General features: G+C 66.9%; 26 protein-coding genes and 1 pseudogene. 13 read left to right on the top strand and 14 right to left on the bottom strand.

What is annotated here, in order from left to right; all coding sequences use genetic code 11:
* On the top strand, positions 1-861 hold the full coding sequence (locus FHW64_RS26455; protein WP_184531219.1) for an ABC transporter permease: 861 nt from the start codon (positions 1-3) through the stop codon (positions 859-861).
* On the top strand, positions 854-1732 hold the full coding sequence (locus FHW64_RS26450; protein ID WP_184531218.1) for an ABC transporter permease: 879 nt from the start codon (positions 854-856) through the stop codon (positions 1730-1732). Before FHW64_RS26455 ends, FHW64_RS26450 begins: the two co-directional genes overlap by 8 nt.
* A gap of 17 nt (positions 1733-1749) precedes the next feature.
* On the opposite strand, the gene FHW64_RS26445 is transcribed toward FHW64_RS26450, so the two are convergent.
* Positions 1750-2229 carry a nucleoside deaminase gene (locus tag FHW64_RS26445; protein WP_184531217.1) on the bottom strand — a complete coding sequence of 160 codons (480 nt, stop codon included), beginning with the start codon at positions 2227-2229 and terminating at the stop codon, positions 1750-1752.
* 32 nt (positions 2230-2261) lie between these two features.
* On the opposite strand from FHW64_RS26445, the gene FHW64_RS26440 reads away from it, so the two are divergent.
* The 7 genes and pseudogenes from FHW64_RS26440 to FHW64_RS26410 all read left to right on the top strand — a co-directional run.
* Complete coding sequence (locus tag FHW64_RS26440; RefSeq protein WP_184531216.1) at positions 2262-3770, top strand: amidohydrolase family protein; 1509 nt, start codon at positions 2262-2264, stop codon at positions 3768-3770.
* Positions 3767-4699 (top strand): polysaccharide deacetylase family protein, encoded by a 933-nt coding sequence (locus FHW64_RS26435; protein ID WP_184531215.1) that lies wholly within the window; start codon positions 3767-3769, stop codon positions 4697-4699. Before FHW64_RS26440 ends, FHW64_RS26435 begins: the two co-directional genes overlap by 4 nt.
* Positions 4696-5448: an aspartate/glutamate racemase family protein gene (locus tag FHW64_RS26430; protein WP_184531214.1), complete on the top strand. Its 753-nt coding sequence runs from the start codon at positions 4696-4698 to the stop codon at positions 5446-5448. The genes FHW64_RS26435 and FHW64_RS26430 overlap by 4 nt, the downstream gene beginning before the upstream one ends.
* Positions 5445-6839, top strand: a complete 1395-nt coding sequence (locus tag FHW64_RS26425; RefSeq protein ID WP_184531213.1) for an amidase — start codon at positions 5445-5447, stop codon at positions 6837-6839. Before FHW64_RS26430 ends, FHW64_RS26425 begins: the two co-directional genes overlap by 4 nt.
* Before the next feature lie 89 nt (positions 6840-6928).
* Positions 6929-7465, top strand: coding sequence for a hypothetical protein (locus FHW64_RS26420; RefSeq protein ID WP_184531212.1), 537 nt, complete (start codon positions 6929-6931; stop codon positions 7463-7465).
* A gap of 90 nt (positions 7466-7555) precedes the next feature.
* Positions 7556-8143, top strand: a complete 588-nt coding sequence (locus FHW64_RS26415) for a class I SAM-dependent methyltransferase (RefSeq protein ID WP_260306375.1) — start codon at positions 7556-7558, stop codon at positions 8141-8143.
* 43 nt (positions 8144-8186) lie between these two features.
* Positions 8187-8375, top strand: a pseudogene (locus tag FHW64_RS26410) (VOC family protein); the annotation flags it as partial.
* 21 nt (positions 8376-8396) lie between these two features.
* Here the strand turns inward: FHW64_RS26410 and FHW64_RS26405 are convergent.
* The 6 genes from FHW64_RS26405 to FHW64_RS26380 form a co-directional block, all read right to left on the bottom strand.
* Positions 8397-8888 (bottom strand): VOC family protein, encoded by a 492-nt coding sequence (locus tag FHW64_RS26405; RefSeq protein WP_184531210.1) that lies wholly within the window; start codon positions 8886-8888, stop codon positions 8397-8399.
* A gap of 76 nt (positions 8889-8964) precedes the next feature.
* Positions 8965-9681 (bottom strand): GntR family transcriptional regulator, encoded by a 717-nt coding sequence (locus tag FHW64_RS26400; RefSeq protein ID WP_184531209.1) that lies wholly within the window; start codon positions 9679-9681, stop codon positions 8965-8967.
* A gap of 55 nt (positions 9682-9736) precedes the next feature.
* Positions 9737-10492: an aspartate/glutamate racemase family protein gene (locus FHW64_RS26395; RefSeq protein WP_184531208.1), complete on the bottom strand. Its 756-nt coding sequence runs from the start codon at positions 10490-10492 to the stop codon at positions 9737-9739.
* Positions 10489-11925 (bottom strand): dihydropyrimidinase, encoded by a 1437-nt coding sequence (hydA, locus tag FHW64_RS26390; protein WP_184531207.1) that lies wholly within the window; start codon positions 11923-11925, stop codon positions 10489-10491. Before hydA ends, FHW64_RS26395 begins: the two co-directional genes overlap by 4 nt.
* Positions 11922-12641 (bottom strand): aspartate/glutamate racemase family protein, encoded by a 720-nt coding sequence (locus FHW64_RS26385; protein WP_184531206.1) that lies wholly within the window; start codon positions 12639-12641, stop codon positions 11922-11924. Before FHW64_RS26385 ends, hydA begins: the two co-directional genes overlap by 4 nt.
* A 22-nt stretch (positions 12642-12663) precedes the next feature.
* A complete protein-coding gene (locus FHW64_RS26380; protein ID WP_184531499.1) occupies positions 12664-13977 on the bottom strand; it encodes an MFS transporter in 1314 nt (437 codons plus the stop codon).
* Between the two features lie 162 nt (positions 13978-14139).
* Between FHW64_RS26380 and FHW64_RS26375 the strand changes: the two genes are divergently transcribed.
* Both FHW64_RS26375 and FHW64_RS26370 read left to right on the top strand, forming a co-directional pair.
* Entirely contained in the window at positions 14140-14892 is a 753-nt protein-coding gene (locus FHW64_RS26375; RefSeq protein WP_184531205.1) for a YoaK family protein, read from the top strand.
* On the top strand, positions 14892-15815 hold the full coding sequence (locus FHW64_RS26370) for an alpha/beta hydrolase (protein WP_184531204.1): 924 nt from the start codon (positions 14892-14894) through the stop codon (positions 15813-15815). Before FHW64_RS26375 ends, FHW64_RS26370 begins: the two co-directional genes overlap by 1 nt.
* Position 15816: 1 nt before the next feature.
* Here FHW64_RS26370 and nadA read toward each other — a convergent pair whose 3' ends face one another.
* From nadA to nadB, 6 genes are read right to left on the bottom strand one after another with little or no spacing between them, the layout of a single operon-like run.
* Positions 15817-16923 (bottom strand): quinolinate synthase NadA, encoded by a 1107-nt coding sequence (gene nadA / locus FHW64_RS26365; RefSeq protein WP_184531203.1) that lies wholly within the window; start codon positions 16921-16923, stop codon positions 15817-15819.
* Positions 16920-17801, bottom strand: a complete 882-nt coding sequence (gene nadC, locus FHW64_RS26360; RefSeq protein ID WP_184531202.1) for a carboxylating nicotinate-nucleotide diphosphorylase — start codon at positions 17799-17801, stop codon at positions 16920-16922. The genes nadA and nadC overlap by 4 nt, the downstream gene beginning before the upstream one ends.
* Before the next feature lie 28 nt (positions 17802-17829).
* On the bottom strand, positions 17830-18657 hold the full coding sequence (gene panC, locus FHW64_RS26355; protein ID WP_184531201.1) for a pantoate--beta-alanine ligase: 828 nt from the start codon (positions 18655-18657) through the stop codon (positions 17830-17832).
* 10 nt (positions 18658-18667) lie between these two features.
* Positions 18668-19543: a 3-methyl-2-oxobutanoate hydroxymethyltransferase gene (panB, locus tag FHW64_RS26350; protein WP_184531200.1), complete on the bottom strand. Its 876-nt coding sequence runs from the start codon at positions 19541-19543 to the stop codon at positions 18668-18670.
* A gap of 6 nt (positions 19544-19549) precedes the next feature.
* On the bottom strand, positions 19550-19951 hold the full coding sequence (panD, locus tag FHW64_RS26345) for an aspartate 1-decarboxylase (protein ID WP_184531199.1): 402 nt from the start codon (positions 19949-19951) through the stop codon (positions 19550-19552).
* A 30-nt stretch (positions 19952-19981) separates the two neighbouring features.
* Positions 19982-21574, bottom strand: a complete 1593-nt coding sequence (gene nadB / locus FHW64_RS26340; protein ID WP_184531198.1) for an L-aspartate oxidase — start codon at positions 21572-21574, stop codon at positions 19982-19984.
* A gap of 260 nt (positions 21575-21834) precedes the next feature.
* On the opposite strand from nadB, the gene FHW64_RS26335 reads away from it, so the two are divergent.
* A complete protein-coding gene (locus FHW64_RS26335; RefSeq protein WP_184531197.1) occupies positions 21835-23064 on the top strand; it encodes an MFS transporter in 1230 nt (409 codons plus the stop codon).
* On the opposite strand, the gene hisN is transcribed toward FHW64_RS26335, so the two are convergent.
* Positions 22976-23824, bottom strand: coding sequence for a histidinol-phosphatase (hisN, locus tag FHW64_RS26330; RefSeq protein WP_184531196.1), 849 nt, complete (start codon positions 23822-23824; stop codon positions 22976-22978). The genes FHW64_RS26335 and hisN overlap by 89 nt on opposite strands.
* Before the next feature lie 201 nt (positions 23825-24025).
* Here hisN and FHW64_RS26325 point away from each other — a divergent pair, with 201 nt between their 5' ends.
* Positions 24026-25273 (top strand): cation:proton antiporter, encoded by a 1248-nt coding sequence (locus FHW64_RS26325; protein ID WP_184531195.1) that lies wholly within the window; start codon positions 24026-24028, stop codon positions 25271-25273.
* Position 25274: the final 1 nt, after the last annotated feature.

The following is a 25274-nucleotide window of genomic DNA, read 5'->3' as shown; positions in this document are numbered from 1 at the left end:
ATGGCCGCCGCGTCCACCGTCCCCCGTCTTTCGCCGCCGCTGGCGCTCGGGCTGCCGCTGGCCCTGTTCTTCGTCGTTTTCGTCTTCGCGCCGATGCTGCTGCTTGCCTACGTGAGCCTGCACGACAACCCGGACATGACCGGCTTCGGCGTGCAGCAGTACGTCAAGTTCCTTGGTGACGGCTTCAATCTCGGCATCCTCGGCAACACGCTCTGGCTGGGCCTGCGCGTGACGCTGCTCGCGCTGCTGCTCGGCTTTCCGCTCGCCTACCTCTACACGCTGGCGCCGGCGCGGTGGCAGGGCGTGCTCCTGCTGCTGGTGCTGTTGCCGCTCCTGACCAGCTCGGTCGTGCGCACCTTCGCGTGGGTGGTCATCCTGGGCCGGCAGGGCATCGTCAACAGCGCGCTGATCGATCTGGGCCTCATCGCCGACCCGCTGAAGCTGCTCTACACGCCGGGCGCCGTGGTGGTCGCGCTGGCGCAGATCGAACTGCCGCTGATGGTGCTGCCGCTGATCACCGCGCTGTCGAACCTCGACGCCAACCTCCGGCAGGCATCGCTGGCGCTGGGTGCCGGCCACTGGCGCACCTTCAGACAGATCACGCTGCCGCTGTCGATGCCGGGCCTGCTCGCCGGCAGCCTGCTGGTCTTTGCCTCGAGCGTGAGCGCCTTCGTCACGCAGACGCTCGTGGGTGGCGGGCAGCAGATGTTCATGCCTTTCTACATGTACCAGCAGGCCATCCAGGCCGGCAACTATCCCTTCGCCGCTGCCATCGCCATACTGCTGCTGGTTTGCGTGCTCGGTGTGGTGGCCGCCATCAACGCGCTCGGCCGGCGCAGCAAGGGGTTCGTGCATGCCTGATCAGTTCGTCTCCGGCACCCCGGTGCCGCTTTCGGCGCCGGTGCAGCCCGCGGCGCAGGCCCGGCTCGGCGGTCTCGCGGAGCGCGTGTCGTTCCAGCTCGTCTTCGGCCTGCTCGGCGCGCTCGCTGCAGTGCTGCTGCTGGCACCCACGGTGATCGTCGTCATCACCTCCTTCACCAGCGGCTACTCGCTGAAGTTCCCGCCGCCGGGCTACTCGACGCGCTGGTACGAGGCGCTGTGGAACGACTCGCCCGAACTGATCGAGGCCTTTGTGCTCTCGCTGGAACTTGCCGCTACGGCCACCGCGATCTCCATCGCGCTCGCGGTCTCCGCGGCGCTGGCGCTCGCGCGGCGGCGCGAAACATGGGCGCGTGCGGCGGAAGCGGTGTTCCTGTCGCCGCTGATGCTGCCGGCGCTTGCCATCGGGCTGTCGCTGCTGATGCTGTTCAACCTTGCGGGTACGGGCCTCTCGTTCGCCACGCTGGTGCTGGGCCATGTTGCGATCACCGCGCCCTACATCCTGCGCACCACTTCGGCCAGCCTTTCGCAGATGGACGGCGCGCTGCTGGAAAGCGCGCATTCACTCGGGGCCTCGGCCGTGCACGCATTCCGCACCGTCACGCTGCCGCTGATCGCACCGGGCATCGCGGCCGGCGCTTTCATCGGCTTCATGTATTCGTTCGACAACGTGGCGGTGTCGCTCTTCCTGTCGGACGCGCGCAGCGAGGTGCTGCCGATCCGCATGTGGCACATCATCGAATCGAACCTCGATGTGCGCGCCGCGGCGGTCTCGGGCGTGCTGGTCGCGGCGACCGTGGTGTTGATGGTGGTGATGGAACGGGTGGCGGGCATCTCCCGCCACATGCGATGAGGCGACGCGCGGTCGGCTCAGCGCGCGGGCGCGACCGGGTCGCGACCCCAGCGCAGCCGCAGCGCAAGATAGTCGGCCTCCAGCACGTTCTGGCGCAGTTCCACCTCGTAGCCCGTCATCGCGCAGAACGCCTCGAGGTCGTAGTGGCCGAGATCGGTGCGTCGCAGCGTTGCATGGCGCAACGCCAGCACCAGCGTGCGCACGCCTGCAAGCTTGAGCGCGCCCGCGCACATGGGGCACGGCTCCATGGTGCAGTAGAGCGTCGCGCCCCTCGCCACATCGGCGCCATGCACCGCGAATGCGATCTGCAGCGCGTCGGTCTCTGCATGCGCGGTCGGGTCGCTGCGCGTGTTCTGCCGGTTCTGGCCCCGGGCCAGCAACTCGCCGTCCCTGACCAGCACCGCACCGGTGGGCCAGTCGCCGCGCTCGAAGGCCTCCATCGCCTCGTCGAGTGCGATGCGCATCCAGCGGGTGTCTTCGGTCTCGTTGCTGGTCATGTCTTTCCTTTCTTCGAACACGGAGCATTCCCATGAGCAAGAAGCGCACCCTGCTGCGCCATGCGCGCGCCCTGCTGGGCGATGGCCATGTCTACGAACCGCGTCCTCTCGATGTGCTGGTCGAGGGCGATCGCATCGCGGCGATCGAGCCGGCCGGCACCCTCGCCGGCGCGGACACGGTCATCGATCTGACCAACCGGCTGCTGGTGCCAGGGCTGGTCAACGGGCACCAGCATTCGCATGAGCATTTCCAGCGCGGGCGCACCGAAAACCTGCCGCTGGAGCTGTGGATGCATCTGGTGCGCACGCGCATGCCGGTGGCACTCACGCCGCGACAGGCCTATCTGCGCACGCTGATCGGCGCCATCGAATCGCTGCGCACCGGGTGCACCACCCTGGTCGACGACATGGCGCTCGGCGGCGCGATCGACCGCGAGCGCATCGAGGCCAGCCTGCAGGCCTACGACGACGTGGGCATCCGCGCGCTGGTCGGCTTCGCGATGATGGACAAGCCCATCGTCGACAACTTCCCCTTCGTCGAATCGCTGGTGCCGCCCGAACTGGCGGCGGAGCTTCGCAACGCCCCGCGGCCGGCGCCGGAAGACTGCCTTGCACTCGTGCGCGACCTGGCGCGCGACCGCCATCCCGCGAGCCGCCGCGTGGGCGTGCTGGTCTCCGCATCGGCACCGCAGCGCTGCACCGAACCCTTTCTGCGCGAAGTGCGCGCACTCGCCGACGGTTTGGCCTTGCCCGTCATCACCCACGTGCAGGAGACGCGGCTGCAGGTGGTGACCGGCCAGCTTTTCTACGGCTGCCCCATCGTCGAGTATCTCGACCGCATCGGCTTCCTCAAGCCGGCCACGAGCCTGATCCACGCGGTGTGGCTCAATCCGCGCGAGATCGACGCGCTGGCCCGCACCGGCGCGACTGCGCAGCACAACCCGTGGAGCAACCTGCTGCTGGGCTCGGGCGTGCAGCCGGTGCGCGAGCTGCTGGAGGCCGGCGTCAACGTGAGCCTCGGTTCCGACGGTTCCTGCTCGACGGTCACGGTCAACATGCTCAATGTGCTCGGCAGCGCCGCGGCGTTGTCCAAGATCCGCGGCGACGATCATTCGCGCTGGCTCAGCGCACAAGAAGCGCTGCACGCAGGCACGATCGCCGGTGGGAGGGCTCTGGGCTTCGGAGAGCGGCTCGGCAGCCTGCGCGTGGGCGCCACCGCCGATCTCGTCGCGTATCGCACCGACAGCATCACCTTCACGCCGATGAACGATCCGGTGCGGCAGCTCGTCTATGCCGAGCGCGGCGCCGGACTGGACTTCTCGATGGTTGATGGCGAGGTCGCGATCCGCGATGGCCGCCTCGCGCGCATCGACGAAGCCGCGCTGCTCGCAGAGATCGAGCGCGAGTTCGCCGACTTGTTGCCGCGCTTCGCGCGCGCCGAAGCCGACATGGCGCCGGTCCTCGAAGCGGTGGAGCGAATCCACCGCCAGGGGCTCGCCACGCCGATCGCACCCGACACCTACAAGGCCCGACTGCCATGAACACCTCTGCCAACTACCTGCCGCGCGACCTCATCGGGTATGGCGACACCGCCCCGGCTGTGCGCTGGCCCGGTGGCGCGGGCCTCGCGGTCTCATTCGTGCTGAACGTGGAGGAAGGCGCGGAGTTCGCGCTGAGCGCCGGCGACGAATGCAACGAAGCGCGCCACGAAGTCAACCATGAAGTGGTCGGCGCGCAGGACCTCTGCATGGAAAGCCACTTCGAGTACGGCGCGCGCGTCGGCTACCGACGCATCACGCGCGTGCTCGCGGATGCCGGCGTTCCGCTCACGCTCAACTGCTGCGCCCGCGCGCTGGAAGCCACCCCGTGGATCGCCGAAGACGCACGGCATCGCGGCTTCGAGATTTCCTGCCACGGCTGGCGCTGGGAATCGCACGCAGGAATGCCCGAGGCCGAGGAACGCGCACGCATCGCGCGCAGCGTCGCCACCATCGAGCGCCTCTACGGCAGGCCGCCCGTGGGCTGGCACACCAAGTCGTCGGCGTCCGTCAACACGCGCCGGCTGCTGGTGGAGCACGGCGGCTTTCTCTACGACAGCGACGCCTACAACGATGACCTTCCCTACTACCGGGCCGTCGGCGGGAAGCCGCACCTCGTGGTGCCCTACGCCTTCGACACCAACGACATGCGCTTCTTCGACAGCCACGCCTTCGTGCATGGCGACGATTTCGCGCGCTACTGCGGCGATGCCTTCGACTGGCTTCTGGCCGAATCGCGCGAAGCGCCGCGCATGATGTCCATCGGCCTGCACACCCGCATCATCGGACGGGCCGCACGCATCGGCGGCCTGAAGGCACTGGCGGATCGCATGGCGGGCCGCCAGGGCGTGTGGTTCGCGACCCGCGAGCAGATCGCGCGGCATTGGCTGGAACACGTGCCACCGCCGGCATCGATGAAGGGAGTGGCATGAAGCTGCTGTTGATCAATCCGAACCGTACACAGGCGGTGACGGATGCAGTGCTGGCCGCTGCGCGCGCCGTGGCGCGGCCGGACACGGAGCTGATCCCCGTCACCGGACGGCGCGGCCCCGCCATCATCGCCTCGCGTGCCGAGAACGCGATTGCGCAGCAGGAGGTGCTGGAGTTCGCGGCGCAGCATGCGGGCGAAGTCGATGCGATCGTTCTCGGTGTGTCGCTGGACAGCGCGCTCTGGCCGTGCCGCGAGTTGCTCGACATTCCGGTCATCGGCATGACCGAGGCCGGGCTGCTGGTCGGTGCCACGCTGGCGAGCCGCATTGGCGTGCTGACCTATGGCGCGCGCATGGCGCCGCTGTATCGCGAACTGGTCGCGCAGCACGGCATGGCCGCGCGGCTGGCCGGCGTCGAGGCGCTCGACGTGACGCCCGAGCAGACCTTCACGACACCCGAGCTGGTCCAGGCACAGGTACTCGAAGGCATCGAACGGCTGGTGCAGCGCGATGGTGCCGAAGCTGTGTTGCTTGCCGGCGCCGCGATGGCGTCGATGGCCGGGCCGCTGCAGTCCCGCGCGTCGGTGCCACTGCTGGACGGCGTCGCCTGCGCGGTCGCCCTGGCCGAAGCACGCCATCGACTCGCGCTGCCCGCCGCGCGGGCCGGGAGCCTCGCGCCGATCGTCGGTCGCGACGTGACGGACGTCTCCGCATCGCTGGCCTCTCTCTTCGCAGGAAAGCGCGCATCATGACCGCGCTGCATTCCCTGTCCGCGCGAGCGCTGGCGTCGCAGGTCATCGACGGCGCTCTCAGTGCGGTCGATGTGGCACGGCACTTCATTGCACGCGCGGAAGCCCTGAACCCGGCGTTGCTTGCCATCGTGCAGTTCGATCCCGATCGCGTGCTGCGCGAGGCTGCCGATGTCGATCGCCGCCTGGCCGCGGGCGAATCATTGCCGCTCGCCGGCGTGCCGGTCACCATCAAGGACAACCTCTGGGTCGAGGGCTACCGCATCACGCAGGGGTCGCTGCTGTTCGAGCACTTCATCGCACCGCGCGATGCCTGGGCGGTCGCGCGGCTGCGCGCACTGGGCGCGGTGGTTCTCGGCATCACCAATTGCTCCGAGTTCGCCTGCAAGGGCGTGACCAGCAATCTGATCTACGGGGCGACACGCCACCCGATGGACCCCGCCCTCACGCCAGGCGGTTCGTCCGGCGGCGCGGTGTCGGCCCTCGCAAGCAGGCTGGGTCTGCTCGCGCTGGCCACCGATGCGGGCGGCTCCACGCGACGGCCGGCCGCGCATTGCGGGCTCGTCGGACTCAAGCCCAGCGCGGGAATGATTCCCCACCCGTGGGGCTTCGCCGAGCCCAACTACGGCCTCTCGGTCATCGGCGTGCTCGCAACCGACGTCGCCGACTGCGCATGGGTCTACGACCTGCTGGCTGCCTACGACGCAGGTGATCCGGCAGGCGTCCCCATTCCCAGTGGTCTGGAAGCCGGCACACCGCTCGCCGCGCCACCGCGCGACCTGCGCATTGCGTGGAGCCCTCGGCTCGGTTGCGACTTCGCGATCGACGACGACGTGCTCGCGGCTCTTCAGTCACGCGTCGATGCACTGCGCGCCGAAGGCTGGCGCATCGACGACGCCGACCCCGCATGGCCCGCCGAGGCTCGCGAATACCCGCTGCTTGCGCTTCAGCAAGCCGGTCTTCACGCGTTGTACGGCGACCGGCTGGCGTCGGAGCGCGACCGCATCGATCCGAATCTCGTGATGCAGATCGAAGCGGGAGCGCGCTGCACGCCTGCAGACATCGCACGCGCATTGCGTCTGCGCGAACGCATCGGCCATGCGCTGGGCAGCTTCTTCGAGCGGTACGACCTGCTGCTGAGTCCCACCGCACCGGTGACTGCATGGCCGCTGGACCAGCTCGGCCCGCCGCTCATCGGCGGCCAGCCGGCCGGTCCACGAGGTCACGCAGCCTTCACGCCGTTGTTCAACTACTGTGGCGTTCCCGCATGCTCGGTGCCGGCCGGACTCGTGCGTGGGCTGCCGGTCGGCTTGCAGGTGGTGGCGCCGCGGTACGAAGATGCAACCGTGTTGCGCATGGCCAAGGTCATCGAATCGACGGATCTGCGAGGGTAGAGCGTCGGCGAGTCCTCGGCTGACATCGCGATCTGGAAGGTTGGAGCACACTCCGTTTCAAGCGGCAAGCGCACTCTCCAGGGGAACCGATGAAATCACTCGTGCATCTCGCGTTCGGCGCTCTGCTGTTTTCTGCTGTAGCAATTCACGCTGGCGCGGCGGGCACGAACAAGCTCTGCAATGGACGACCGACGGACATCGTCTTTGCCGTCATCCATGAGGACTCGGACAATCCCGGTTCGAGATGCGAGCTTCGCGGATCGAATTGCCAGGTGATGCTCCAGGGTTGGTACACCATGAAGCCGGGCGTCTGCATGGACGTCGAGATGGGAACCGGCTGGGAGTCCTATCTGTCGATCTTCATCAAGGACACGCCCGCCGGCCAGTACAGGCCCGAGACCTTCCAAATCAACGACAGGTTCTACAAGGACAGGGACGAGAAGAATTCCGGCGTGGCCAACGTCACCGTGTGCCTGCCCGTCGGACCATTCAAGAAGAAGCTGCCCGGCGCGCTCGCGGCCATGTTGAACCCGGCAGGCGCATGCGGTCCCGGCGAGGCGCTGCATCCGGTCAACTACGTCATGCGAGCGGGACCGGAGACCCACGTCATGGTCACGGTGAACTAGCGGTCCGTAGCATGCGGAACCAACCCAACCCCAACTGAAACCATGCGTGACTACTATTCAGCACGAGCCGCCGAGTACGACAAGATCTACTTGAAGCCCGAGCGTCAGCCCAACCTGCGCGAGATGGAGACCTGGATCTCGGGCGTGTTCGCCGGGCGACTCGTGCTTGAGATTGCGTGTGGCACCGGATACTGGACGCAGTTCTTCGCGCCCAATGCCAACAAGGTCGTCGCCCTCGATGCGGCGGAAGAGACGCTGACAATCGCACGACATCGCGTTCCCCCCGGCAAGGTCGAATTCATCCAGGGCGACGCATACGAGCTTCCTGCGCGCACCGAGTCCTTCGACGCGGCCTTCGCCGGTTTCTGGTGGTCTCATATTCCCTTGGAGCGAATCGACCAGTTTCTGCGCGGACTGCACAGGGCGCTCGAACCAGGCGCCACGGTGGTCTTTGTCGACAACCGCTTCGTGCAAGGCAGCAGTACGCCTATTTCGGAACGGGATGACGACGGGAATACCTACCAATACCGCTCGCTGTCGGACGGCTCGAAGCACCGCGTCCTGAAGAACTTCCCTTCGCGCGAGGAACTGCTGAGTTTGGTCGGGCCTTATGCAAGCTCTGCGGCCTACCGGGAGTGGGATTACTTCTGGGCGCTGGAGTACACCTTGGCTGCATAGTCCGTCGAAAGCCAACCCCCAACTTTCCTGAGGAGCCGACGTGTTTTCCGCAGCCACCAGGGCGTCGGTCCGGGCGGCATACCAAGCGGCCTTGGAGAACGGCGGCACCTGCGAAGGCCCTCCAGGGCTTCGCCCGCAGTACCACGACGACTATTACGGCGCCTACTTTCGCGACCCGGACGGGAACAAGCTCTGCGTCGCCTGCCATGCTCCGGTGCTTGACGGCATCTGAACGCGCAAGGACTCGAACGCGTCAGCTGTTTCGAAAGTCCCTGTACTGCTCGCGCGGCCAATACCGCTCCGGCTCGACGCCATCGGCGTCGATGAGTTCCGTCTTGATGCGGTCGTACTCGTAGCAGTTGAGTTCGTACTGATTGCCCCATGGGTCAACCAGGTTGAAGGCCCAGCACAAGTCGAAATCGACGACGTCATCTACAGCGAGCGGCTGACCCGATGGGCTGGCAATCCCGCAGGGGAGGGAGCGGGCGAAGGCGATGAAGCCGTCGGCGTCCAAGCTGAAGGCAACGCCGAGTGTTTGCCGAACCATTGGGTGCCCTTCGCTCGCCTCGAATAGCGCAAGCATCGTCCGACCACCATCGGCCGACATCTGGAGCGGGCCGCCCTCGAAACCATTGGCCCAGAAGTCGAACCTCTCCACAGGCTCGAAGCCGAGATGCTCGGCGTACCACCGTGCCGCCTCTGCACGGTTGGGCACACGAATGTGCACGTGGTCCAGTCGCCCCATTCGGAATTTCGTTGCGCTCATCAGTATTTCCTCTGAAGGTCAGGCCCACTCAGACGGGCATCTGCAACGAACAGGCCTACTCGCCCAGGATGCTCTCAAGATCGGCTTCGTCGCTGCCCGCATCCAGCTTGAGGCTCTCCTCGATGTGCTCCAGGTGATGCAGCATCAGCGCCTCGGCCTTGCGCGCATCCTTGCGCTTGATGGCTTCGACGATCTCTTCGTGCTCGTCGGCGCGGCAGCTGGTGGCCGTCGGTGCGTCGTAGAGCGAGATGATGAGGCAGGTCAGCGTCGACAGCTCGCGCATGGTGCGCGCGAGCGCCGAGTTGCCTGCCAACTCGGCCAGCAGCAGATGGAATTCGCCCGACAGCCGCACCACGGCGCGTGCGTCGTTGCGCTGGCGTGCATCGGCCTCGAGCTCGAGGTGCCTGCGCAGGCGCTGCATCTTGAAGTCGTCGATCGTGCCGATCAGCCGGCGCAGAACGCCGGGTTCGATCAAGCGGCGGGCCTCGAAGACGTCACGCGCCTGTTCGATGGTTGGCTTCGCGACGTGCGCGCCGCGCTGCGGCACCAGTTCGACGATCTGTTCGTGCGCGAGGCGCGTGAGCACCTCGCGAATCTTGGCGCGGTTGGTGTTGAAGATCGTGGCGAGCCGGTCTTCGCCGAGCTTGGTGCCCGGCGCCAGCCGGTGTTCGAGGATGGCCGTCGAGATCTTCTCGGCGATGGCATCGACGCCCTGTTCACGGCCCGGGCTGGCCGTTGTTGTCTCTGGGGTTGAACTTGATTTCTTTGGCATTGCGGTCGGATCTTAGCGACGACGCACGCGGCATGCGCGCCGTCGCCACAAGGCCTTATCGCGAAGTGCGGTCGCGGGCCAGCAGGCGCGCGATGCCCTCTGGCAGGCCCTGGTTCGGCTTGTTCGGCGGCGGCGCGAAGCTGCCTTGCCGCGCCGGCAGCGTGCCCAATGACACCAGCGTCTGCGCATGGCACACGGCGCTCGACACGCCGTCGACCACCGGCACGGGGATGCGGTCCCGGATGGACCTTGCCAGCCCCGCGAGCGGCGCGCCCGCGATGATGATCACGTCGGCGCCATCGTCCTGCACGGCCGAGAGGCACAGCGCTTCGAGGCGCGCGGTGTGGTCTTCCTGCACGCGGCCGATGTCCTTCAGCGGGTTGTCCAGGTTGCGGATGCTCGCAAGCCTGTCGCTCAGGCCGTTGGCGGCCACGCATTCGCGGTACCACGCGGTGATGCGGTGCGAGATCGCGATGATCGAGAAGCGCTTGCCCAGCAGGCAGGCGCTCATCAGCGCGGCTTCGGTGAGGCCCACGACGGGGATGTCCAGCACTTCGCGCAGGCCGTCGATGCCCGGGTCGCCGAAGGCCGCGACCACGATCGCGTCGTGCTGGTCGCAATGCTCGGCGGCGAGCGTGGCGGCAGCGTAGGCACCGATCAACGACTCGAAGCGCGTCTCGATGTAGGCCACGCCGAAGGGCGCGGTGAGCACGCTGATCTGCGTGTCCGGCGCGGCGGCGCGGCGCGCTTCGGCCTCGATGAGATCGGAGACGCTCTGGGAGGTGTTCGGATTGATGAGCAGGATCTTCATGGCGTGCCTCGCTGTTGCGGTGCGGGCAGCAGTGAAGGCCGGCCGCGGCGCAGGAACTGCCCGCGCCCGGCGCGGGGATGGAATGTGCTGCCGTCCCACACGACTTCGCCGCGCGCGAGCGTGACCGCGGGCCATGCTTTCACTTCGATGCCTTCGTAGGGCGTGTAGTCGACCGCATGGTGCAGGTCGGCATTGCGCACCTGCCTCGGCGTCGCGCTCCAGATCACGAGGTCGGCATCGGCGCCGATCGCAATCGTCCCCTTGCGCGGATGCAGGCCGTAGGCCTTCGCGGGATTGGTCGAAGTGAGTTCGACGAAGCGGTTGATCGTGATGCGCCCGTCGAGCACCCCATGCGAGAACAGCAGCGGAAGACGCGTCTCGATGCCGGGAATGCCGTTGGGAATGTGGCGAAACGCGACTTCCTCGCCGCCCGGCTTCTTGCCTTCGGGCGCGTCGTAGCGGAACGGCGCATGGTCCGACGAGAAGATCGTGAACAGGCCATCTGCCAGCCCGTTCCAGATCACCTGCTGGTTGTCCTTGTTGCGCGGCGGCGGGCTGCACACGCAACGTGCGCCGCCGTAGCTGTCGTCGATGCCGAGGTCTTCGGCCGTGAGGAAGAGGTATTGCGGGCAGGTTTCGGCGAACACGTGCAGGCCATGCGAACGCGCCCAGCGGATCTGCTCGACGGCTTCCTTGCCGGAGACGTGCACGATCATGATCGGCACGTCGACCAGCTCCGACAGCGCGATGGCGCGATGCGTGGCCTCGCGCTCGACGAGCATCGGGCGTGCGTGCGCATGGAATCGCGGTGCGGTGCGTCCGCTGGCTTCGAGGCGACGCGTCAGCCACTCGATGCAGTCTGCGTTCTCGGCGTGAATCATCGCCATCGCGTCATGCTCGCGCGCAACCGCGAGCACATCCAGGATCTGGCCATCGTTGAGCTTCAGGTCGTCGTAGGTCATGTAGATCTTGAACGACGTGTAGCCCTCGGCAATCAACTGCGGCAGCTCGTTCTTGAGCACATCCTCCGTCGGGTCGCTGACGATCAGGTGAAAGGCATGGTCGACATGCGCGCGGCCTTCGGCGCGCTGGTGGTAGTCGCGCACCGCGGCCCGCAGGGACTGGCCCTTCTGCTGCGCGGCGAAGGGGATCACCGTGGTCGTGCCGCCGCAGGCGGCAGCGCGTGTGCCGGTGTCGAAATCGTCGGCCATGCGGACCGGCGCTTCCATCGGCTGGTCGAGGTGGCAGTGCGCATCGACGCCACCCGGCGTGACGAATGCGCCGGCCGCGTCGATCTCGCGGCGGCCTTTCGGCAGGCCCATGCCGAGCTGCACGATGCGGCCTCCAGTGATGCCGATGTCGGCGTCGAAGGTGTCGCTGGCGGTGGCGACGCGTGCATTGCGCACAACGAAGTCGAAGGTGTCGGCGCTCATGCGAAGAGCCCTCCCCAGCCCTTGACGATCCCGGTGTCGACACCGGTGATCTTCAGGGCCTTCCACACCACGGTGGCCACCGAGTCGTAGATCGGAATGCCGAGTTCGCGCTCCAGTTCATCGACGAGCGGTGCGCCGTGCAGGTTGGTGCACATCACGGTGATGGCGTCGGGCTTGTGCTGCGCGACCTCGCGGATCATCTTGCGCAAGGTGTCCGCATCGACTTCGGCAAACGAGAAGTTCACCGTCAGGTCGAGATGGCGTTCGGCCACGCATTCGATGTCGAGCGCCGCATAGTTGGCGACGATGCGCCGCTGCACGTCTTCCACGTAGGGCGACACCAGCCCCAGCGTGCGTGCGCCCTGCGCGGCCAGCAGGTCATTGAGCGCCAGCACCGACGTGGTCGCCGGAATGCCGGTGGCTTCGGTGATGCGTGCGCACAGCGCACGGTCGCGCTCGAAGCCGAGCCAGCTCGCGGAAGTGCCGCTCCAGCAGATGACGTCGACGTTCGCATCGGCCAGCAGCTTGGCTGCGTCGAGGATGGTGCGCTCGTCGAACTGGTTCTGCGACTTGTCGCCCATCGAGATCTCGGTCACGCGGAACCGCGAAAAGTGCGCAGTGACGCCCGGCACGCCGGCGACCATCGCGCTGGTCAACGGCTCGAGCGCCGTGTTGGAGGAAGGCGTCAACACGCCGATGCGTTTTTGCTGGGACATTTCGCGGATCTCGAAAAGTGGACTAGACGGGAAGCTTCTTGCTGTAGTCGATGAGCAGCGTGGAGCAGACGAAGAGACCGGCGCCGGCCGCTGCGAAGAGCATCAGCGCCAGGAAGTAGGAACCGGTGGCCTGCACGATCAGGCCGACCACGATCGGCACGCCGATGCCCGCGACATTGCCGCCGAGGTTCATGGTGCCACCGAGGAAGCCGACGTGCTGCCTGCGACCGAGGATCGAAGGCACGCACCAGAAGAGGCCGCACCAGCGCAGGAAGAACAACGTGACGGACAGCAGCACCACCACGGCGACGGGGCTGGTGATCTGCGAGACCGTGTAGATCGCGACGGTCGCGATCACCGAGGCGATGCCGAAGAGCGTGCGCAGGACCTTCGAGTTCGATGCGCCGGCGGCCTTCCACTTGTCGGCCAGCCAGCCGCCGAACATTTCGCCGACGAAGCCGGAGAAGAACATGATGAACACGGCGCCGCCCATCTGCTTGATGTCGAAGCCATGGACCTTGGAGAGGTAGTTGGGCATCCAGGTGAGCAGGCCGTAGAACAGTGCGTTGAAGCACATCCAGCCGAAGAACATGCCCCAGACCGAGCGGAAGCGCAGGAAGTCGAGCAGGCGGCCGCTGGCGCCTTGCGGCTCGCTGGCGGCGTCCGCTGCGTGGCTGGCCTCGATGTACTTCGCCTCGGCGTCGTTCACGCCGGGATGTTCGCGGGGATGGTTGCGGATGTAGCTCCAAGCGAAAAGACCAGCGAGAACCGTGCCGACGCCCGCGATGACGAAGGCGAGACGCCAAGAGCCGAGCATCGCGATCAGGCCCGAGATCAGGATCGCGCCCAATGCGGCCCCGAGCGGCGCACCGCCGTCGAGCAGGGTCGCGCCGCGGCCGCGTTCGTTCTGGGTCATCCAGATGCCGTTGAGCTTGCCGCCCGCCGGATAGATCGGCGCCTCGGCCGCGCCCAATCCGAGGCGGGTGAGCAGCAGCGGAATCCAGCCGGTGCAGGCGGCAGCAATGGCCTGGAAGAAGCCCCAGCCGAGCGTTGCGCCGGCGATCACCACGCGCGGGCCGAAGCGGTCGGCCAGCATGCCGCCCGGGATCTGCATGAGCGCGTAGGTCCAAAAGAAGGAACTGAGCAGAAGGCCCTGCACGGCGGGGCCGATGTCGAATTCCTTCGCGATCAGCGGCATGGCCACGGAGAGCGAGGCGCGGTCGATGTAGTTGATCGAGATGAGGAACAACATCATCAGGAAGATCTTCCAGCGGACCTTCGAGGGCTGGAGGGCGGTGTCGGGTGCTGCGGCGGTCGCCGTCGCGCCGGCCGTCATGGTGGGTTGCATCGGTTTGTCTCCTTGCGGGTGGTGAGGTGGACTTTAGGTCCTGTCGAAATTGAGGTCAACATCATTGTTGACAATTACGTTGACAGTTAGTGAAAGCACCTATCCGACGCTTACGGGCTCATACTCCGCAGACGTTCTCGTTACAAACCGATGCGTCGAATCCACCTGCTGACCCACCGCCACCGCGCGCCGTCGACCAATCGCGCGATGGGCCTCATCCTTGCCTTCAATGCGGGGGCCATCAACGCCGGTGGATTCCTGGTGCTGCACCAGTACACCTCGCACATGACGGGATTCGCTTCCCAGTTCGCGGACGGGCTCGTGCTGGGCAACGCCCGGCTGGTACTGAACGCCGCCGGTGCGATCCTGGCCTTCGTCGCTGGCGCGGCGGTCACAGCGGTGCTGGTCAATTGGGCGCGGCAGCACCGGCTGCGCACGGTCTACGCACCGCCCTTGTTGCTGGAGGCGCTTCTGCTGCTGCCGTTCGGGGTGCTTGGAAGCGCCAGCACGCTCAGCTGGATGACGCCGTTCGCGCTGCCGATCACGGTGCTTCTCCTGTCGTTCGTGATGGGGCTTCAGAACGCAGTGGTCTCCAAGACTTCGGGCGGAAGCATCCGCACGACGCACATGACCGGCAACATCACCGACTTCGGCATGGAGCTCGGCAAGTTGCTCTACTGGAACCGTCGTCGGTCGGAAAGCACCCGCCCCGTGCGTCACGACCGGTCGCGACTTCGCAATGCCGGCGGGCTGATCGCCATGTTCGTGATCGGCGGCGCGGTGGGTGCGATGGGGTTCAAGTACGTCGGCTACGTGTGCGTGGTGCCGTTCGCGGCGTTGCTGCTTGCGCTGGCGGTTCCGCCGCTCTATCGGGAAATGGCCAGGGCGCCGGGAGCATCGTGATGAAGCATCGAATTGCACGAACCCTGATTGCTTCGACACTGCTGTCGACATCACTTTCTACCCAGGTCCTGGCCGCCCAGCCCCAGGAAGATCCGCCGACCGACAGCGCAGTTGGCGCGCCCGAGGCGCCGACCGCCGGGCGCATCGAATACGCCTACGGAGCCGATGTCCTGCAGAAGCTCGACTTCTGGCCTGCGGCCGGGGTTGCCAAGCCGGCGCCGCTCATTGTTTTCGTCCACGGCGGCGGATGGAAGCATGGCGACAAGCGCACGGCCACGGGCATGCAGAAGGTCGAGCATCTGACCCGTGAGGGGTTTGCATTTGCCTCTATCAACTATCGACTGATCCCTGATGCAACCGTGGAGCAGCAGGCAGCCGATGTGGCCGCATCCGTCGCCTGGCTCAGGAGGCAGGCCTCTCGGCTGGGCATCGATCCGTCGCGCATCGTCCTGATGGGCCACAGCGCGGGCGCGCACCTGGTGGCCCTGGTCGGAACCGACCCGAGGTACCTGGCGGCGGCGGGCCTCTCGCTATCGGATCTTCGCGGCGTCGTCGCGCTGGACGGCGCGGGCTATGACATTCCGCGCCAAGTTGCCTCGGCGGGCCGCCTCATGCGCGGAACCTACATGGAAGCATTTGGACTGGAGCCCGCACGCCAGCGTGCGTTGTCGCCTGCCCTGCAGGTCTTCAAACCCGACTCGCCTGCATTCCTCATCGCCCACATCGATCGCGCCGACGGAAAGGCGCAATCCGAGGCCCTGGCGAAGGCGCTCGGGCAGGCCGGCATACCGGCGGAGGTCTACGCCGCCGGGGGCACGGGCCTGATCGGCCATCTGGAGATCAACCGCTTGCTCGGTCGCGCCGACTTTCCGGCCACCGCGGCGGTCGACGCGTGGCTGCGCAAGCTGCTCCATTCGACCTAGATCACACCGCGCCCATACCGGCTACCAGGGCTCCGACGGGCGCGCCCTTCTTCAGCGCGGCAGTGAAGGCCAGCATGCGGTCGATCGGCACGCGTGCGCGCACGCCCAGGTGCTGATCCACCTGGATCTCGCCGGCGCCGGTCTCCAGCGCATTTGCCACGTTGGCCAGGCCGTTCATCGCCATCCACGGGCAATGCGCGCAGCTCTTGCAGGTTGCACCGTTGCCGGCCGTCGGCGCCTCGATGAAGGTCTTGCCCGGGTTGAGCGTGCGCAGCTTGTGCAGCATGCCGTTGTCGGTGGCCACGATGAAGGTCTTGGCGTCCATGCGCTGAGCCGCCTGCAGGATCGCGGAGGTGGACCCCACCGCGTCGGCGAGCGCGATCACGTCGGCAGACGACTCGGGATGCACCAGCACCTTGGCATCGGGGTGCTGCTCTTTCAGCAGCTCGAGTTCAAGCGCCTTGAATTCGTCATGCACGATGCAGGCGCCTTGCCAGCTGACGATGTCCGCGCCGGTCTCACGGCGGATGTAGTCGCCCAGATGGCGGTCCGGCGCCCACAGGATCTTGTGGCCCTCGGCCTTGAGTGCGCTCACCACGTCCAACGCGCAACTTGAAGTGACCACCCAGTCGGCCCGTGCCTTCACGGCGGCACTGGTGTTGGCGTAGACCAGCACGGTGCGGTCAGGATGCGCATCGCAGAAGGCGCTGAATTCGTCGATCGGGCAGCCCAGGTCGAGCGAGCAGTCGGCGCCCAGGTCGGGCATCAGCACGCGCTTGTCGGGCGAGAGGATCTTGGCGGTCTCGCCCATGAAGCGCACGCCGGACACCACGAGCGTGCGCGCGGGATGATCGCGGCCGAAGCGCGCCATCTCCAGCGAGTCGCCCACCAGACCACCGGTTTCCTCGGCCAGGTCCTGCAGGTCCGGGTGCACGTAGTAGTGCGACACCATGACGGCATTGCGCTCCACCAGCAGGCGGCGGATGCGGTCCTTGAGAACATCGCGCTCTGCCCGCGACGGCTCGGCCGGCACGCGCGCCCATGCGTGGCGCGTGTTGCATGCCTCGCCGACGGGCTGCTCGAATTCGACTTCGAAGACCGCGCTCATGCTTGCTCCGCCGCGAAGCGCATCGAGAAGTCGATCGCCTTCACGTCCTTGGTGAGCGCGCCGACCGAGATGCGGTCGACCCCGGTTTCTGCCAACGCACGAAGGCCTTCGAGCGTGACGCCGCCGGAAATCTCGAGCACGGCGCGTGCGTCGCCGGCAGCGTCGTTGCGGCGGACGGCTTCGCGCAGGGTGGGCAGATCCATGTTGTCGAGCAGCACCATGCGGGCCCCGTGGCGCAGGGCCTCGTCGAGCTGCTCCAGCGTCTCGACCTCGATCTGGACGAACTTCGCATTGGGCGCGGCCTGGGCCGCAGCCTTCAACGCCGGGGCGATGCCACCAGCCGCTGCGATGTGGTTTTCCTTGATGAGGATGGCGTCATAGAGGCCAATGCGATGGTTGGTGCCGCCGCCCACGCTCACCGCGTACTTCTGTGCCAGGCGAAGCCCCGGCAGCGTCTTTCGTGTGTCGACGATCTTGGCGCGCGTGCCTTGCACGGCCCGGACGTACTGCGCGGTGCGTGTGGCCACGGCGCTGAGCAATTGCAGGAAGTTGAGTGCGGTCCGTTCGGCAGTGAGCAGCGCACGGGCATCGCCATCGATCGTGAACACGGTCTGGCCGGGTTCGCAATGCTGGCCTTCCGTGCGTTGCCAGACGATGCGGGTGCGCGGATCGACCTGCCTGAACACGGCCTCGACCCAGGGCGCCCCGCACAGCACGGTGTTCTCGCGGGTGATCACGCGCGCCACGGCGCGCTTGCCTTCGGGCACCAGCGTGGCCGTCAGGTCGCCGCTGCCTACATCTTCCAGGAGGGCTCGGCGCACGTCGGCGCTTGCCAGTTCGGCCACGCTGGCCGGTGAGAAATCAAAACTGATGGTCATTTTGGGGGTGAAGCGAGCCACGAGCGGCTCAGTCGAACTCCAGATTGTCGATGAGTCGCGTACTCCCAAGCCGCGCCGCGGCCAGCACCACCAGCGGGTCGCCTGCGACGGGCGCCTTCAGATCGCTGCGGCGGCGTATGGCCACGTAGTCGGGCTTCCATCCGCGCGCCATGAGCGATGTCCTTGCGCGTGCCTCGATGGTGGCGAAGTCGCGCTCGCCTTCGCGCACCGCCGCAGCGACGGATTGCAGCAAGAGCGACAACTGCGTGGCCTCGACACGTTCATCCTTGCCCAGATAGCCGTTGCGCGACGACAGCGCGAGGCCGTCGTCCGCGCGATGCGTCTCGACGCCGACCACATCGATCGGCAAGGCGAACTGGCGCACCATGTGGCGGATCACCATGAGCTGCTGGTAGTCCTTCTTGCCGAACACCGCGAACTGCGGCTGCACGCAGGCGAAGAGCTTCATCACCACCGTGCAGACACCGACGAAGAAGCCGGGACGAAAGTGGCCTTCGAGAATGTCCGCCAGCGCCGGGTCCGGATGCACCTTGCAGGTCTGCGGCTCGGGGTAGAGGGCCTTTTCATCGGGCGCGAAGAGCACGTCGCAGCCCGCGGCGCGCAGCTTCTCGCAGTCGCTCTCCCAGGTGCGCGGATAGGTGTCGAAGTCTTCGTGCGGCAGGAACTGCAGCCGGTTGACGAAGATGCTCGCGACCGTCACCTCGCCGAGCTTGCGAGCCGTCCTGACAAGCGAGAGATGGCCTTCGTGAAGGTTTCCCATGGTCGGCACGAACGCGGCGCGACGCCGGCTGCCCAGGATCTCGCGCAGTTCGGGGATGGTTCTTGCGATTTGCATGAGGGTGTCCTTACCAGGCGTGGAGGTTGTCGTCAGGGAAGGTGCCGTCCTTGACTGATTGCACATAGGCCCGCAGGGCCTGTTCGATGCCGTCCGAGCCGGCCATGAAATTGCGGACGAACTTCGCCGGCTTGCCGAGGTTGATGCCGAGCATGTCATGCATCACGAGCACCTGCCCGGCCGTGCCCCGGCCGGCACCGATGCCGATCGTGGCGCAGCGCGCGAGTTCATCGGTGATCCTTGCGGAGAGAGCGGCAGGGACCATCTCGAGCACGAGCATCGCCGCGCCGGCATCCTGCAATGCACGCGCGTCACCCTGCAAGCGCGCCGCGGAGGAATCGTCCCTGCCCTGCACCTTGTAGCCGCCCAGCGCATGCACCGTCTGCGGCGTGAGCCCAAGGTGCGCACACACCGGCACGCCGCGCTCGACGATGAAGCGCACCGTATCGATGGTCCACCCACCGCCTTCGAGCTTCACCATCTGCGCGCCGGCCTGCATCAGCGTGATCGCGCTGCGCAGCGCCTGTTCGCGTGATTCCTGGTAGCTGCCGAAGGGCAGGTCCGCGATGAGCCATGCAGTGCCTTGCGCGCGACGAAGGCCCCGCGCGACGCTTTCTGTGTGATGGCGCATCGCTTCCATCGACACGGCGACGGTGCTGTCCAGGCCCTGGCAGACCATCCCGAGCGAATCGCCGACCAGCAGGCAATCGACGCCCGCCGCATCAGCCACCGCCGCAAAGGTGGCGTCGTAGGCGGTGAGCATCGCGATCTTCTCGCCGCTCGCGTGCATGTCCGCGAGGCGCGACAGCGTCACGGCCTTGCGTGGCGCAGCGACAGCCGCGCCGCGCGCCGCGCCGTAGGGCGCGGTGGTTTCGGAGATCGACATGAGCGATCAGACCGTCAGCGCTTCGGTCTCGGCGGTCTGCACCGGGACTTGCGAGTGCACTTCCTTGATGCGATTCGCCGCATCGACGAACACGAGCTTCGGCTTGTGCGAGGCGACGCGCTCCTCGCCGACCAGCCCGAAGGCCGCAATGATCAGCAGGTCGCCCGCGCATGCGCGACGCGCAGCGGAGCCGTTGACCGAGATGATCCCCGAGCCCCGCTGGGCGCGGATCGCGTAGGTCACGAAGCGCTCGCCGTTGTTCACGTTCCAGATGTGGATCTGTTCGTTGTCGGCGAGGCCCGCGGCATCGAGCAGGTCTTCATCGATGGCGCATGAGCCTTCGTAGTGCAGTTCGCAGTCGGTCACCGTGGCGCGGTGGATCTTGGACTTGAGCAGGGTTCGGAACATGGGGGTGGGTCCCAGAAGTCAGAAACTGTGTCAGGCGCCCGCAGGCGCGAGAAGCGTCGGCTGCGCGGTCGGCGCGAGCGAGGGATGGTCGATGCGGTAGTGGAGCCCCCGGCTCTCGTGGCGCGCCTGCGCGGACTGCACGATCAGGTCGGCCACTTGCACGAGGTTGCGCAGCTCGAGCAGGTCGCGCGTGATCCTGGCGCTCGCATGGAGCGCATCCACATCGCGTCGCAACTTGGCGATGCGATTCGAGGCGCGCTCCAGATGCGCACCGGAACGCACGATGCCGACGAAGTTCCACATCAGGCAACGCAGGTCGCCAAGGCTGTCTGCAATCGCTGCGGCATCTGCAGCGATTGCAGATGCGGTCTTCCACGAGAGAGGCTCAGCCGTCGCCTCGTTGGGGTGCGTTGCGATGCTTTGGGCCGCAGCCCGCGCGAACACCATGCACTCGACCAGCGAGTTGCTTGCCAGCCGGTTGGCGCCATGCAGGCCCGTGCACGCCGTCTCGCCAATCGCATAGAGACCTGCAATGTCGGTACGCCCCTGAAGGTCGGTGACGACACCGCCGCAGGTGTAGTGCGCCGCAGGCACCACCGGGATGGGCTCGCGCGTGATGTCGATCCCAAGCTGCGCGCAGCGCGCGAGGATGTTCGGGAAGTGATGGCGCAGGAATTCAGGACTCTGGTGCGAGATGTCGAGGTGCACGCAGTCCAGCCCGTGCTTCTTCATCTCCGCATCGATGGCCCGCGCCACCACGTCGCGCGGCGCGAGTTCGGCGCGCGGGTCGTGCGCCGGCATGAAGCGATCGCCGCCCGCCGAAGGCGGAAGCCGCAGAACACCGCCCTCCCCGCGCACCGCTTCGCTGATGAGGAAGGAGTTCGACTCCGGATGAAAGAGCGAAGTCGGATGGAACTGGATGAACTCCATGTTCGACACCCTGCAGCCCGCCCGCCATGCGGCCGCGATGCCGTCGCCGGTCGCGGTCTCGGGGTTCGTCGTGTGCAGGTAGACACGGCCCCCGCCGCCGGTGGCGAGCACGACTTCGGGCGCGCTGAACGCCACCACCTCGCCGCTTGCTTCGTCGAGCGCATAGAGCCCCGCGCAGGCCGGTGCGCCATGACCGAGGCTGCGCGCCGGAATGAGGTCGACCAGCGTGTGGTGCTCGAAGAAGGTGATGTTGGGCTCGCGCCGCGCGACCTCGATCAGCGTTCGCTGGACCGCGGCACCGGTCGCATCCGCCGCGTGCACGATGCGCCGATGGCTGTGGCCGCCTTCGCGCGTCAGGTGCAAGTCACCATCTTCGAGCGTGAAAGGCACGCCCAGCTTGCGAAGCCACGCGATGCAGCCCGGTGACTCTTCGACCACGAGGCGCGTCGCCGGCACGTCGCAAAGGCCTGCGCCGGCCACCAGCGTGTCGTCGATGTGCCTGTCGATGCTGTCATCGGCATCGAGCACCGCAGCGATGCCGCCTTGCGCCCACTGGCTCGCGCCGTCGGGAACAGTCCGCTTGGTGAGCACCGCGACGCGATGCGTGGGTGCGAGATGGAGGGCGGCGGTCAGGCCGGCGAGGCCGCTTCCGACGATGAGCACGTCGAAAGCATTGGAATGGGTGTGAGCCATCGGGGAACGAACGGAAAGATGAATCTGGATGGATCGCCCCACCTCATGCACGGAGGGTGTCGCGAAGCAAAAGGCGCGATTCTGGCAACGCCGACTGCTCCGAAAAACGGCGGTCCGTCACTTTTACGGACGGGACGCGACGGCCTGCGCGCAGCCGCCACCGGGCCGTTCGACCACGCACCGGGCGGATTTCAAGCACACTTCGCGTTCGCGGCGGCGGTCTGAGTATTTGCGGCCCGGACCGAATCCTGTTTTCGCGCATGTCTTCCCCTCCAGCCCCCGCTTCCTCCGCCTCGACCACTTTTTCCCTCCGGAAGATCGCCGTTCCGGCCTTCGGCCCTTCCTTGCTTTTCGGCGTGGGCGAAGGCGCCATCCTTCCCATCGTTCCGCTCACGGCGCGCGACCTCGGCGCATCAGTGTCGATGGCGGCGCTGGTCGTTGGGCTGATCAGCATCGGCTCCCTGCTCAACAACATCCCGGCATCGCTGATCACGATGCGTTGGGGCGAGCGCTGGGCGATCGTCGTCGCCGGCATCTGGAGTGGCCTGGGGATGCTCCTGTGCCTGTGGACCTCGCATCTGGGCCTGTTCGCTGCGGGCTGCCTCATGGTGGGGATGTCGCAGGCTGTCTACAACCTGGCGCGCCAGAGCTACATGTCGGAAGCGGTTCCCGTCATGTATCGAGCGCGGGCGCTGTCGACGCTCGGCGGCGTGATGCGCATCGGCATGTTTGCCGGGCCCTTTCTTGCCGCGGCGGCGGTGCACACCTTCGGTCTTTCGGCGGCCTATGTCGTCGGGATCGTCGGCGTGCTGGGCGCGGCGGCCGTTGGCGCGCGCATTCCTGATCTGGAAGCCCCGCCCCTTCCTGCCGGACAGAGCGCGCCCGCGTCCGCCACCCTCTTCTCCACGATGAAGGACCACTACCGCGTGTTCCTGACCGTGGGCATCGGGGTGGTTCTGGTCAGCGCGGTGCGCGCATCGCGTCAGGCCGTCATCCCGCTGTGGGCCGAGCATCTGGCGCTGGCGCCTGCGGTGGCCTCCCTGATCTACGGGCTGGCCGGCGGCATCGACATGCTGGTGTTCTATCCGGCCGGCAAGGTCATGGATCACAAGGGCCGGCGCTGGGTGGCCGTGCCATCGATGGTGATCATGGGCATCGCGATGCTGCTGATGCCGCTGACCACAGGGTTCACCACGCTGCTGATCGCCGCCCTGGCGATCGGGTTCGGCAACGGCATCGGTTCCGGAATGATCATGACGCTGGGCGCCGACCACGCGCCAAGAAACGGGCGCGCGCACTTCCTGGGCGTGTGGCGGTTGATGTCGGATATCGGCTCATCCGGCGGTCCGGCGCTGCTGTCGTTCCTGGCGGCCAGCCTGTCGCTGTCCGCAGGCATTGCCGTCACAGGGCTGATTGCACTGGCAGCGGCTGGGGCGCTGGCTTACTGGATTCCATCGCGACGCGCGCTTGCGGGCGGTAGCGTGCGGTGAACTCCAGAGCCTGCCGATGAAGCGCGGCCGTTGCCGCCGCCAGCACGCGTCCATCTGATTCGACGGTGAGCGGACGGCCCTGCCAGTCGGTGATCACGCTGCCCGCGCCTTCCACCACGCCGACCAGCGCCATGTAGTCGTAGGGTTGCAGCCCGCATTCGGCGACGAGGTCGACGTGGCCGCCCGCGAGTTGCGCATAAGCGTAGCAATCGCCACCGAAGCGCCGCATCGCGCAGCGGCGGCTCAGCGCGTCGTAGGCCAGCCATTCGTCCGCATCGAAAGCGTCGGGCGAGGTCGTGATGATCCGTGCGTGCGCCAGTTCGATGCAACCGCTGGTGCGCACCTTCCTGCCGTTGCAGGTGGCGCCTTCGCCCGGTAGGCCCAGCCAGCGCTCGCGCAGCACGGGCATGTCGATCATGCCGAGCCCGACGCGCCCGCGATGCACCGCGGCAATGAGCGTGCCCCACAGCGGCGAGCCGGTGATGAAGCTCTTGGTTCCGTCGATCGGGTCGAGCACCCACACGAGGTCGGCATCGAGACGCTCGCGGCCGTGCTCTTCGCCAAGGATGCCGTGCGTGGGCACCGTGTCGTTCAACAAACGGCGCATCGCGGCTTCCGCGCCGCGATCGGCAAGCGTCACCGGACTCGCGTCGGCCTTGATCTCGATGTCGAGCGACGTACGGAAGCAGCCGAGCGAATGTTGCGCCGCGCAGTCTGCAAGACGCGCCGCGAGGTCGATGAGTTCGGAGTTGGAGGGCATTCCAGAGCAGCCGCGTGACCTATGCACGCAATGCGGACATCGACGTCATCGTCACCGACGCAGGCGCGCGAGCACTGCCCACGCTGGCGGCGCTGCGCAAAGGTTCCAGCCAGGTCATCGTGGCCTGAGTGTGGTCGGGACGCCGGCTACCGCCTGCGCATCGGCAGCTAACATCGCGCTCGTTTCATCGTCGAGAGAGCAATGTCCGCGACCACCCTACTGCTGCAGCTGATCGTCATCCTTGCCACGGCACGCGCCTGTGGATGGCTGCTTCGCTACCTGGGACAACCCAGCGTGGTCGGCGAGATGGCCGCCGGCATGCTGCTCGGCCCGGTCGTGATGGGGGCACTGTTCCCTTCCCTGCATGCGCAACTGTTTGCCAAAGACTCTTTGGCAGGGTTGTCGGCGCTGTCGACCGTCGGCCTCGTGATGTTCATGTTCATCGTCGGGCTCGAACTGCGCTCTCACAAGAGCTTCCGCGAACAACTGCGCTCGGCGGGCTCCGTCGGCATCCTCAGCGTGATCGTGCCCTTGGCCCTCGGCCTTGCCATTGCGCCGGCGCTCCATCCTGCTTTGGCGCCAGCGGGCGTGGGGTTCTGGCCCTTCGCCCTCTTCATCGCCGCCGCGCTCTCGATCACCGCCTTTCCGGTCATGGCCCGAATCCTCAAGGACCGCGGATTGACACAGACGCCCTTCGGGCAGCTCTCGCTCGCATCGGCCGCCGTCGTCGATGTCTTCGCCTGGGTGCTTCTCGCTTTCGTGGTGGCGATGGTCGGCGCGGGCGATGGCTATCTAGGTTTGGCGAAGATCAGCGGGGGCGTTCTGGTGCTTCTCGGCGTATTGGTCTGGGTTGTTCGGCCTGTCTTCGCATGGCTGCTGCGTACCCACGCGCCCGAGGGCGAACCCAACCTCCCGGTGCTCGCCTGGCTCATGATCGGGCTTCTCGCCACTGCCCTGGCGACCGAATGGCTGCACCTGCACGCAGTCTTCGGCGCATTCCTGTTCGGCGCGACGCTGCCGCGCGACGACCGCCTGCTGGACGCGCTTGCGAAACGCATCGAGCCCTTCGCCATCGTCGTGCTCATGCCGTTGTTCTTCGCGCTCGCGGGTCTCGGCACCACGCCCGGCGCATTCGTCGGTGGCGGCCTCGGCGCGATGCTGCTGGTGCTGGCAATGGCCACCATCGGCAAGATCGCCGGCGGCACGATCGGTGCGCGAATCAGCGGCTACGGCTGGCGCGACAGTCTGGCGACCGGCGCGTTGATGAACGCCCGGGGGCTCATGGAACTCATCGTCATGAAGATCGGTCTCGACGCCGGCCTGATCGGCCCGGAAATGTTCACCATGCTCCTGGTCATGGCACTGGTCACGACCGCGATGACCACGCCACTGATGGCCCTCTTCGCCGGCCTGAGCCGCCACTCGGTGGCGCATCCGTCGCGAACCTAGG

The organism is Variovorax sp. Sphag1AA (genome assembly GCF_014192575.1).
Classification (GTDB): Bacteria; Pseudomonadota; Gammaproteobacteria; order Burkholderiales; family Burkholderiaceae_C; genus Variovorax.
The sequence above is the reverse complement of the archived record's forward strand: the minus strand, read 5'-3'. Positions and strand labels throughout refer to the sequence as shown.

What these genes read in the sequence shown, in the direction of transcription:
- FHW64_RS26455 (WP_184531219.1), top strand. Translation starts at nt 1, where the DNA reads ATGGCCGCCGCGTCCACCGTCCCCCGTCTTTCGCCGCCGCTGGCGCTC.
- FHW64_RS26450 (WP_184531218.1), top strand. Translation starts at nt 854, where the DNA reads ATGCCTGATCAGTTCGTCTCCGGCACCCCGGTGCCGCTTTCGGCGCCG.
- FHW64_RS26445 (WP_184531217.1), bottom strand. Translation starts at nt 2,229, where the DNA reads ATGACCAGCAACGAGACCGAAGACACCCGCTGGATGCGCATCGCACTC.
- FHW64_RS26440 (WP_184531216.1), top strand. Translation starts at nt 2,262, where the DNA reads ATGAGCAAGAAGCGCACCCTGCTGCGCCATGCGCGCGCCCTGCTGGGC.
- FHW64_RS26435 (WP_184531215.1), top strand. Translation starts at nt 3,767, where the DNA reads ATGAACACCTCTGCCAACTACCTGCCGCGCGACCTCATCGGGTATGGC.
- FHW64_RS26430 (WP_184531214.1), top strand. Translation starts at nt 4,696, where the DNA reads ATGAAGCTGCTGTTGATCAATCCGAACCGTACACAGGCGGTGACGGAT.
- FHW64_RS26425 (WP_184531213.1), top strand. Translation starts at nt 5,445, where the DNA reads ATGACCGCGCTGCATTCCCTGTCCGCGCGAGCGCTGGCGTCGCAGGTC.
- FHW64_RS26420 (WP_184531212.1), top strand. Translation starts at nt 6,929, where the DNA reads ATGAAATCACTCGTGCATCTCGCGTTCGGCGCTCTGCTGTTTTCTGCT.
- FHW64_RS26405 (WP_184531210.1), bottom strand. Translation starts at nt 8,888, where the DNA reads ATGGGGCGACTGGACCACGTGCACATTCGTGTGCCCAACCGTGCAGAG.
- FHW64_RS26400 (WP_184531209.1), bottom strand. Translation starts at nt 9,681, where the DNA reads ATGCCAAAGAAATCAAGTTCAACCCCAGAGACAACAACGGCCAGCCCG.
- FHW64_RS26395 (WP_184531208.1), bottom strand. Translation starts at nt 10,492, where the DNA reads ATGAAGATCCTGCTCATCAATCCGAACACCTCCCAGAGCGTCTCCGAT.
- hydA (WP_184531207.1), bottom strand. Translation starts at nt 11,925, where the DNA reads ATGAGCGCCGACACCTTCGACTTCGTTGTGCGCAATGCACGCGTCGCC.
- FHW64_RS26385 (WP_184531206.1), bottom strand. Translation starts at nt 12,641, where the DNA reads ATGTCCCAGCAAAAACGCATCGGCGTGTTGACGCCTTCCTCCAACACG.
- FHW64_RS26380 (WP_184531499.1), bottom strand. Translation starts at nt 13,977, where the DNA reads ATGACGGCCGGCGCGACGGCGACCGCCGCAGCACCCGACACCGCCCTC.
- FHW64_RS26375 (WP_184531205.1), top strand. Translation starts at nt 14,140, where the DNA reads ATGCGTCGAATCCACCTGCTGACCCACCGCCACCGCGCGCCGTCGACC.
- FHW64_RS26370 (WP_184531204.1), top strand. Translation starts at nt 14,892, where the DNA reads ATGAAGCATCGAATTGCACGAACCCTGATTGCTTCGACACTGCTGTCG.
- nadA (WP_184531203.1), bottom strand. Translation starts at nt 16,923, where the DNA reads ATGAGCGCGGTCTTCGAAGTCGAATTCGAGCAGCCCGTCGGCGAGGCA.
- nadC (WP_184531202.1), bottom strand. Translation starts at nt 17,801, where the DNA reads ATGACCATCAGTTTTGATTTCTCACCGGCCAGCGTGGCCGAACTGGCA.
- panC (WP_184531201.1), bottom strand. Translation starts at nt 18,657, where the DNA reads ATGCAAATCGCAAGAACCATCCCCGAACTGCGCGAGATCCTGGGCAGC.
- panB (WP_184531200.1), bottom strand. Translation starts at nt 19,543, where the DNA reads ATGTCGATCTCCGAAACCACCGCGCCCTACGGCGCGGCGCGCGGCGCG.
- panD (WP_184531199.1), bottom strand. Translation starts at nt 19,951, where the DNA reads ATGTTCCGAACCCTGCTCAAGTCCAAGATCCACCGCGCCACGGTGACC.
- nadB (WP_184531198.1), bottom strand. Translation starts at nt 21,574, where the DNA reads ATGGCTCACACCCATTCCAATGCTTTCGACGTGCTCATCGTCGGAAGC.
- FHW64_RS26335 (WP_184531197.1), top strand. Translation starts at nt 21,835, where the DNA reads ATGTCTTCCCCTCCAGCCCCCGCTTCCTCCGCCTCGACCACTTTTTCC.
- hisN (WP_184531196.1), bottom strand. Translation starts at nt 23,824, where the DNA reads ATGCCCTCCAACTCCGAACTCATCGACCTCGCGGCGCGTCTTGCAGAC.
- FHW64_RS26325 (WP_184531195.1), top strand. Translation starts at nt 24,026, where the DNA reads ATGTCCGCGACCACCCTACTGCTGCAGCTGATCGTCATCCTTGCCACG.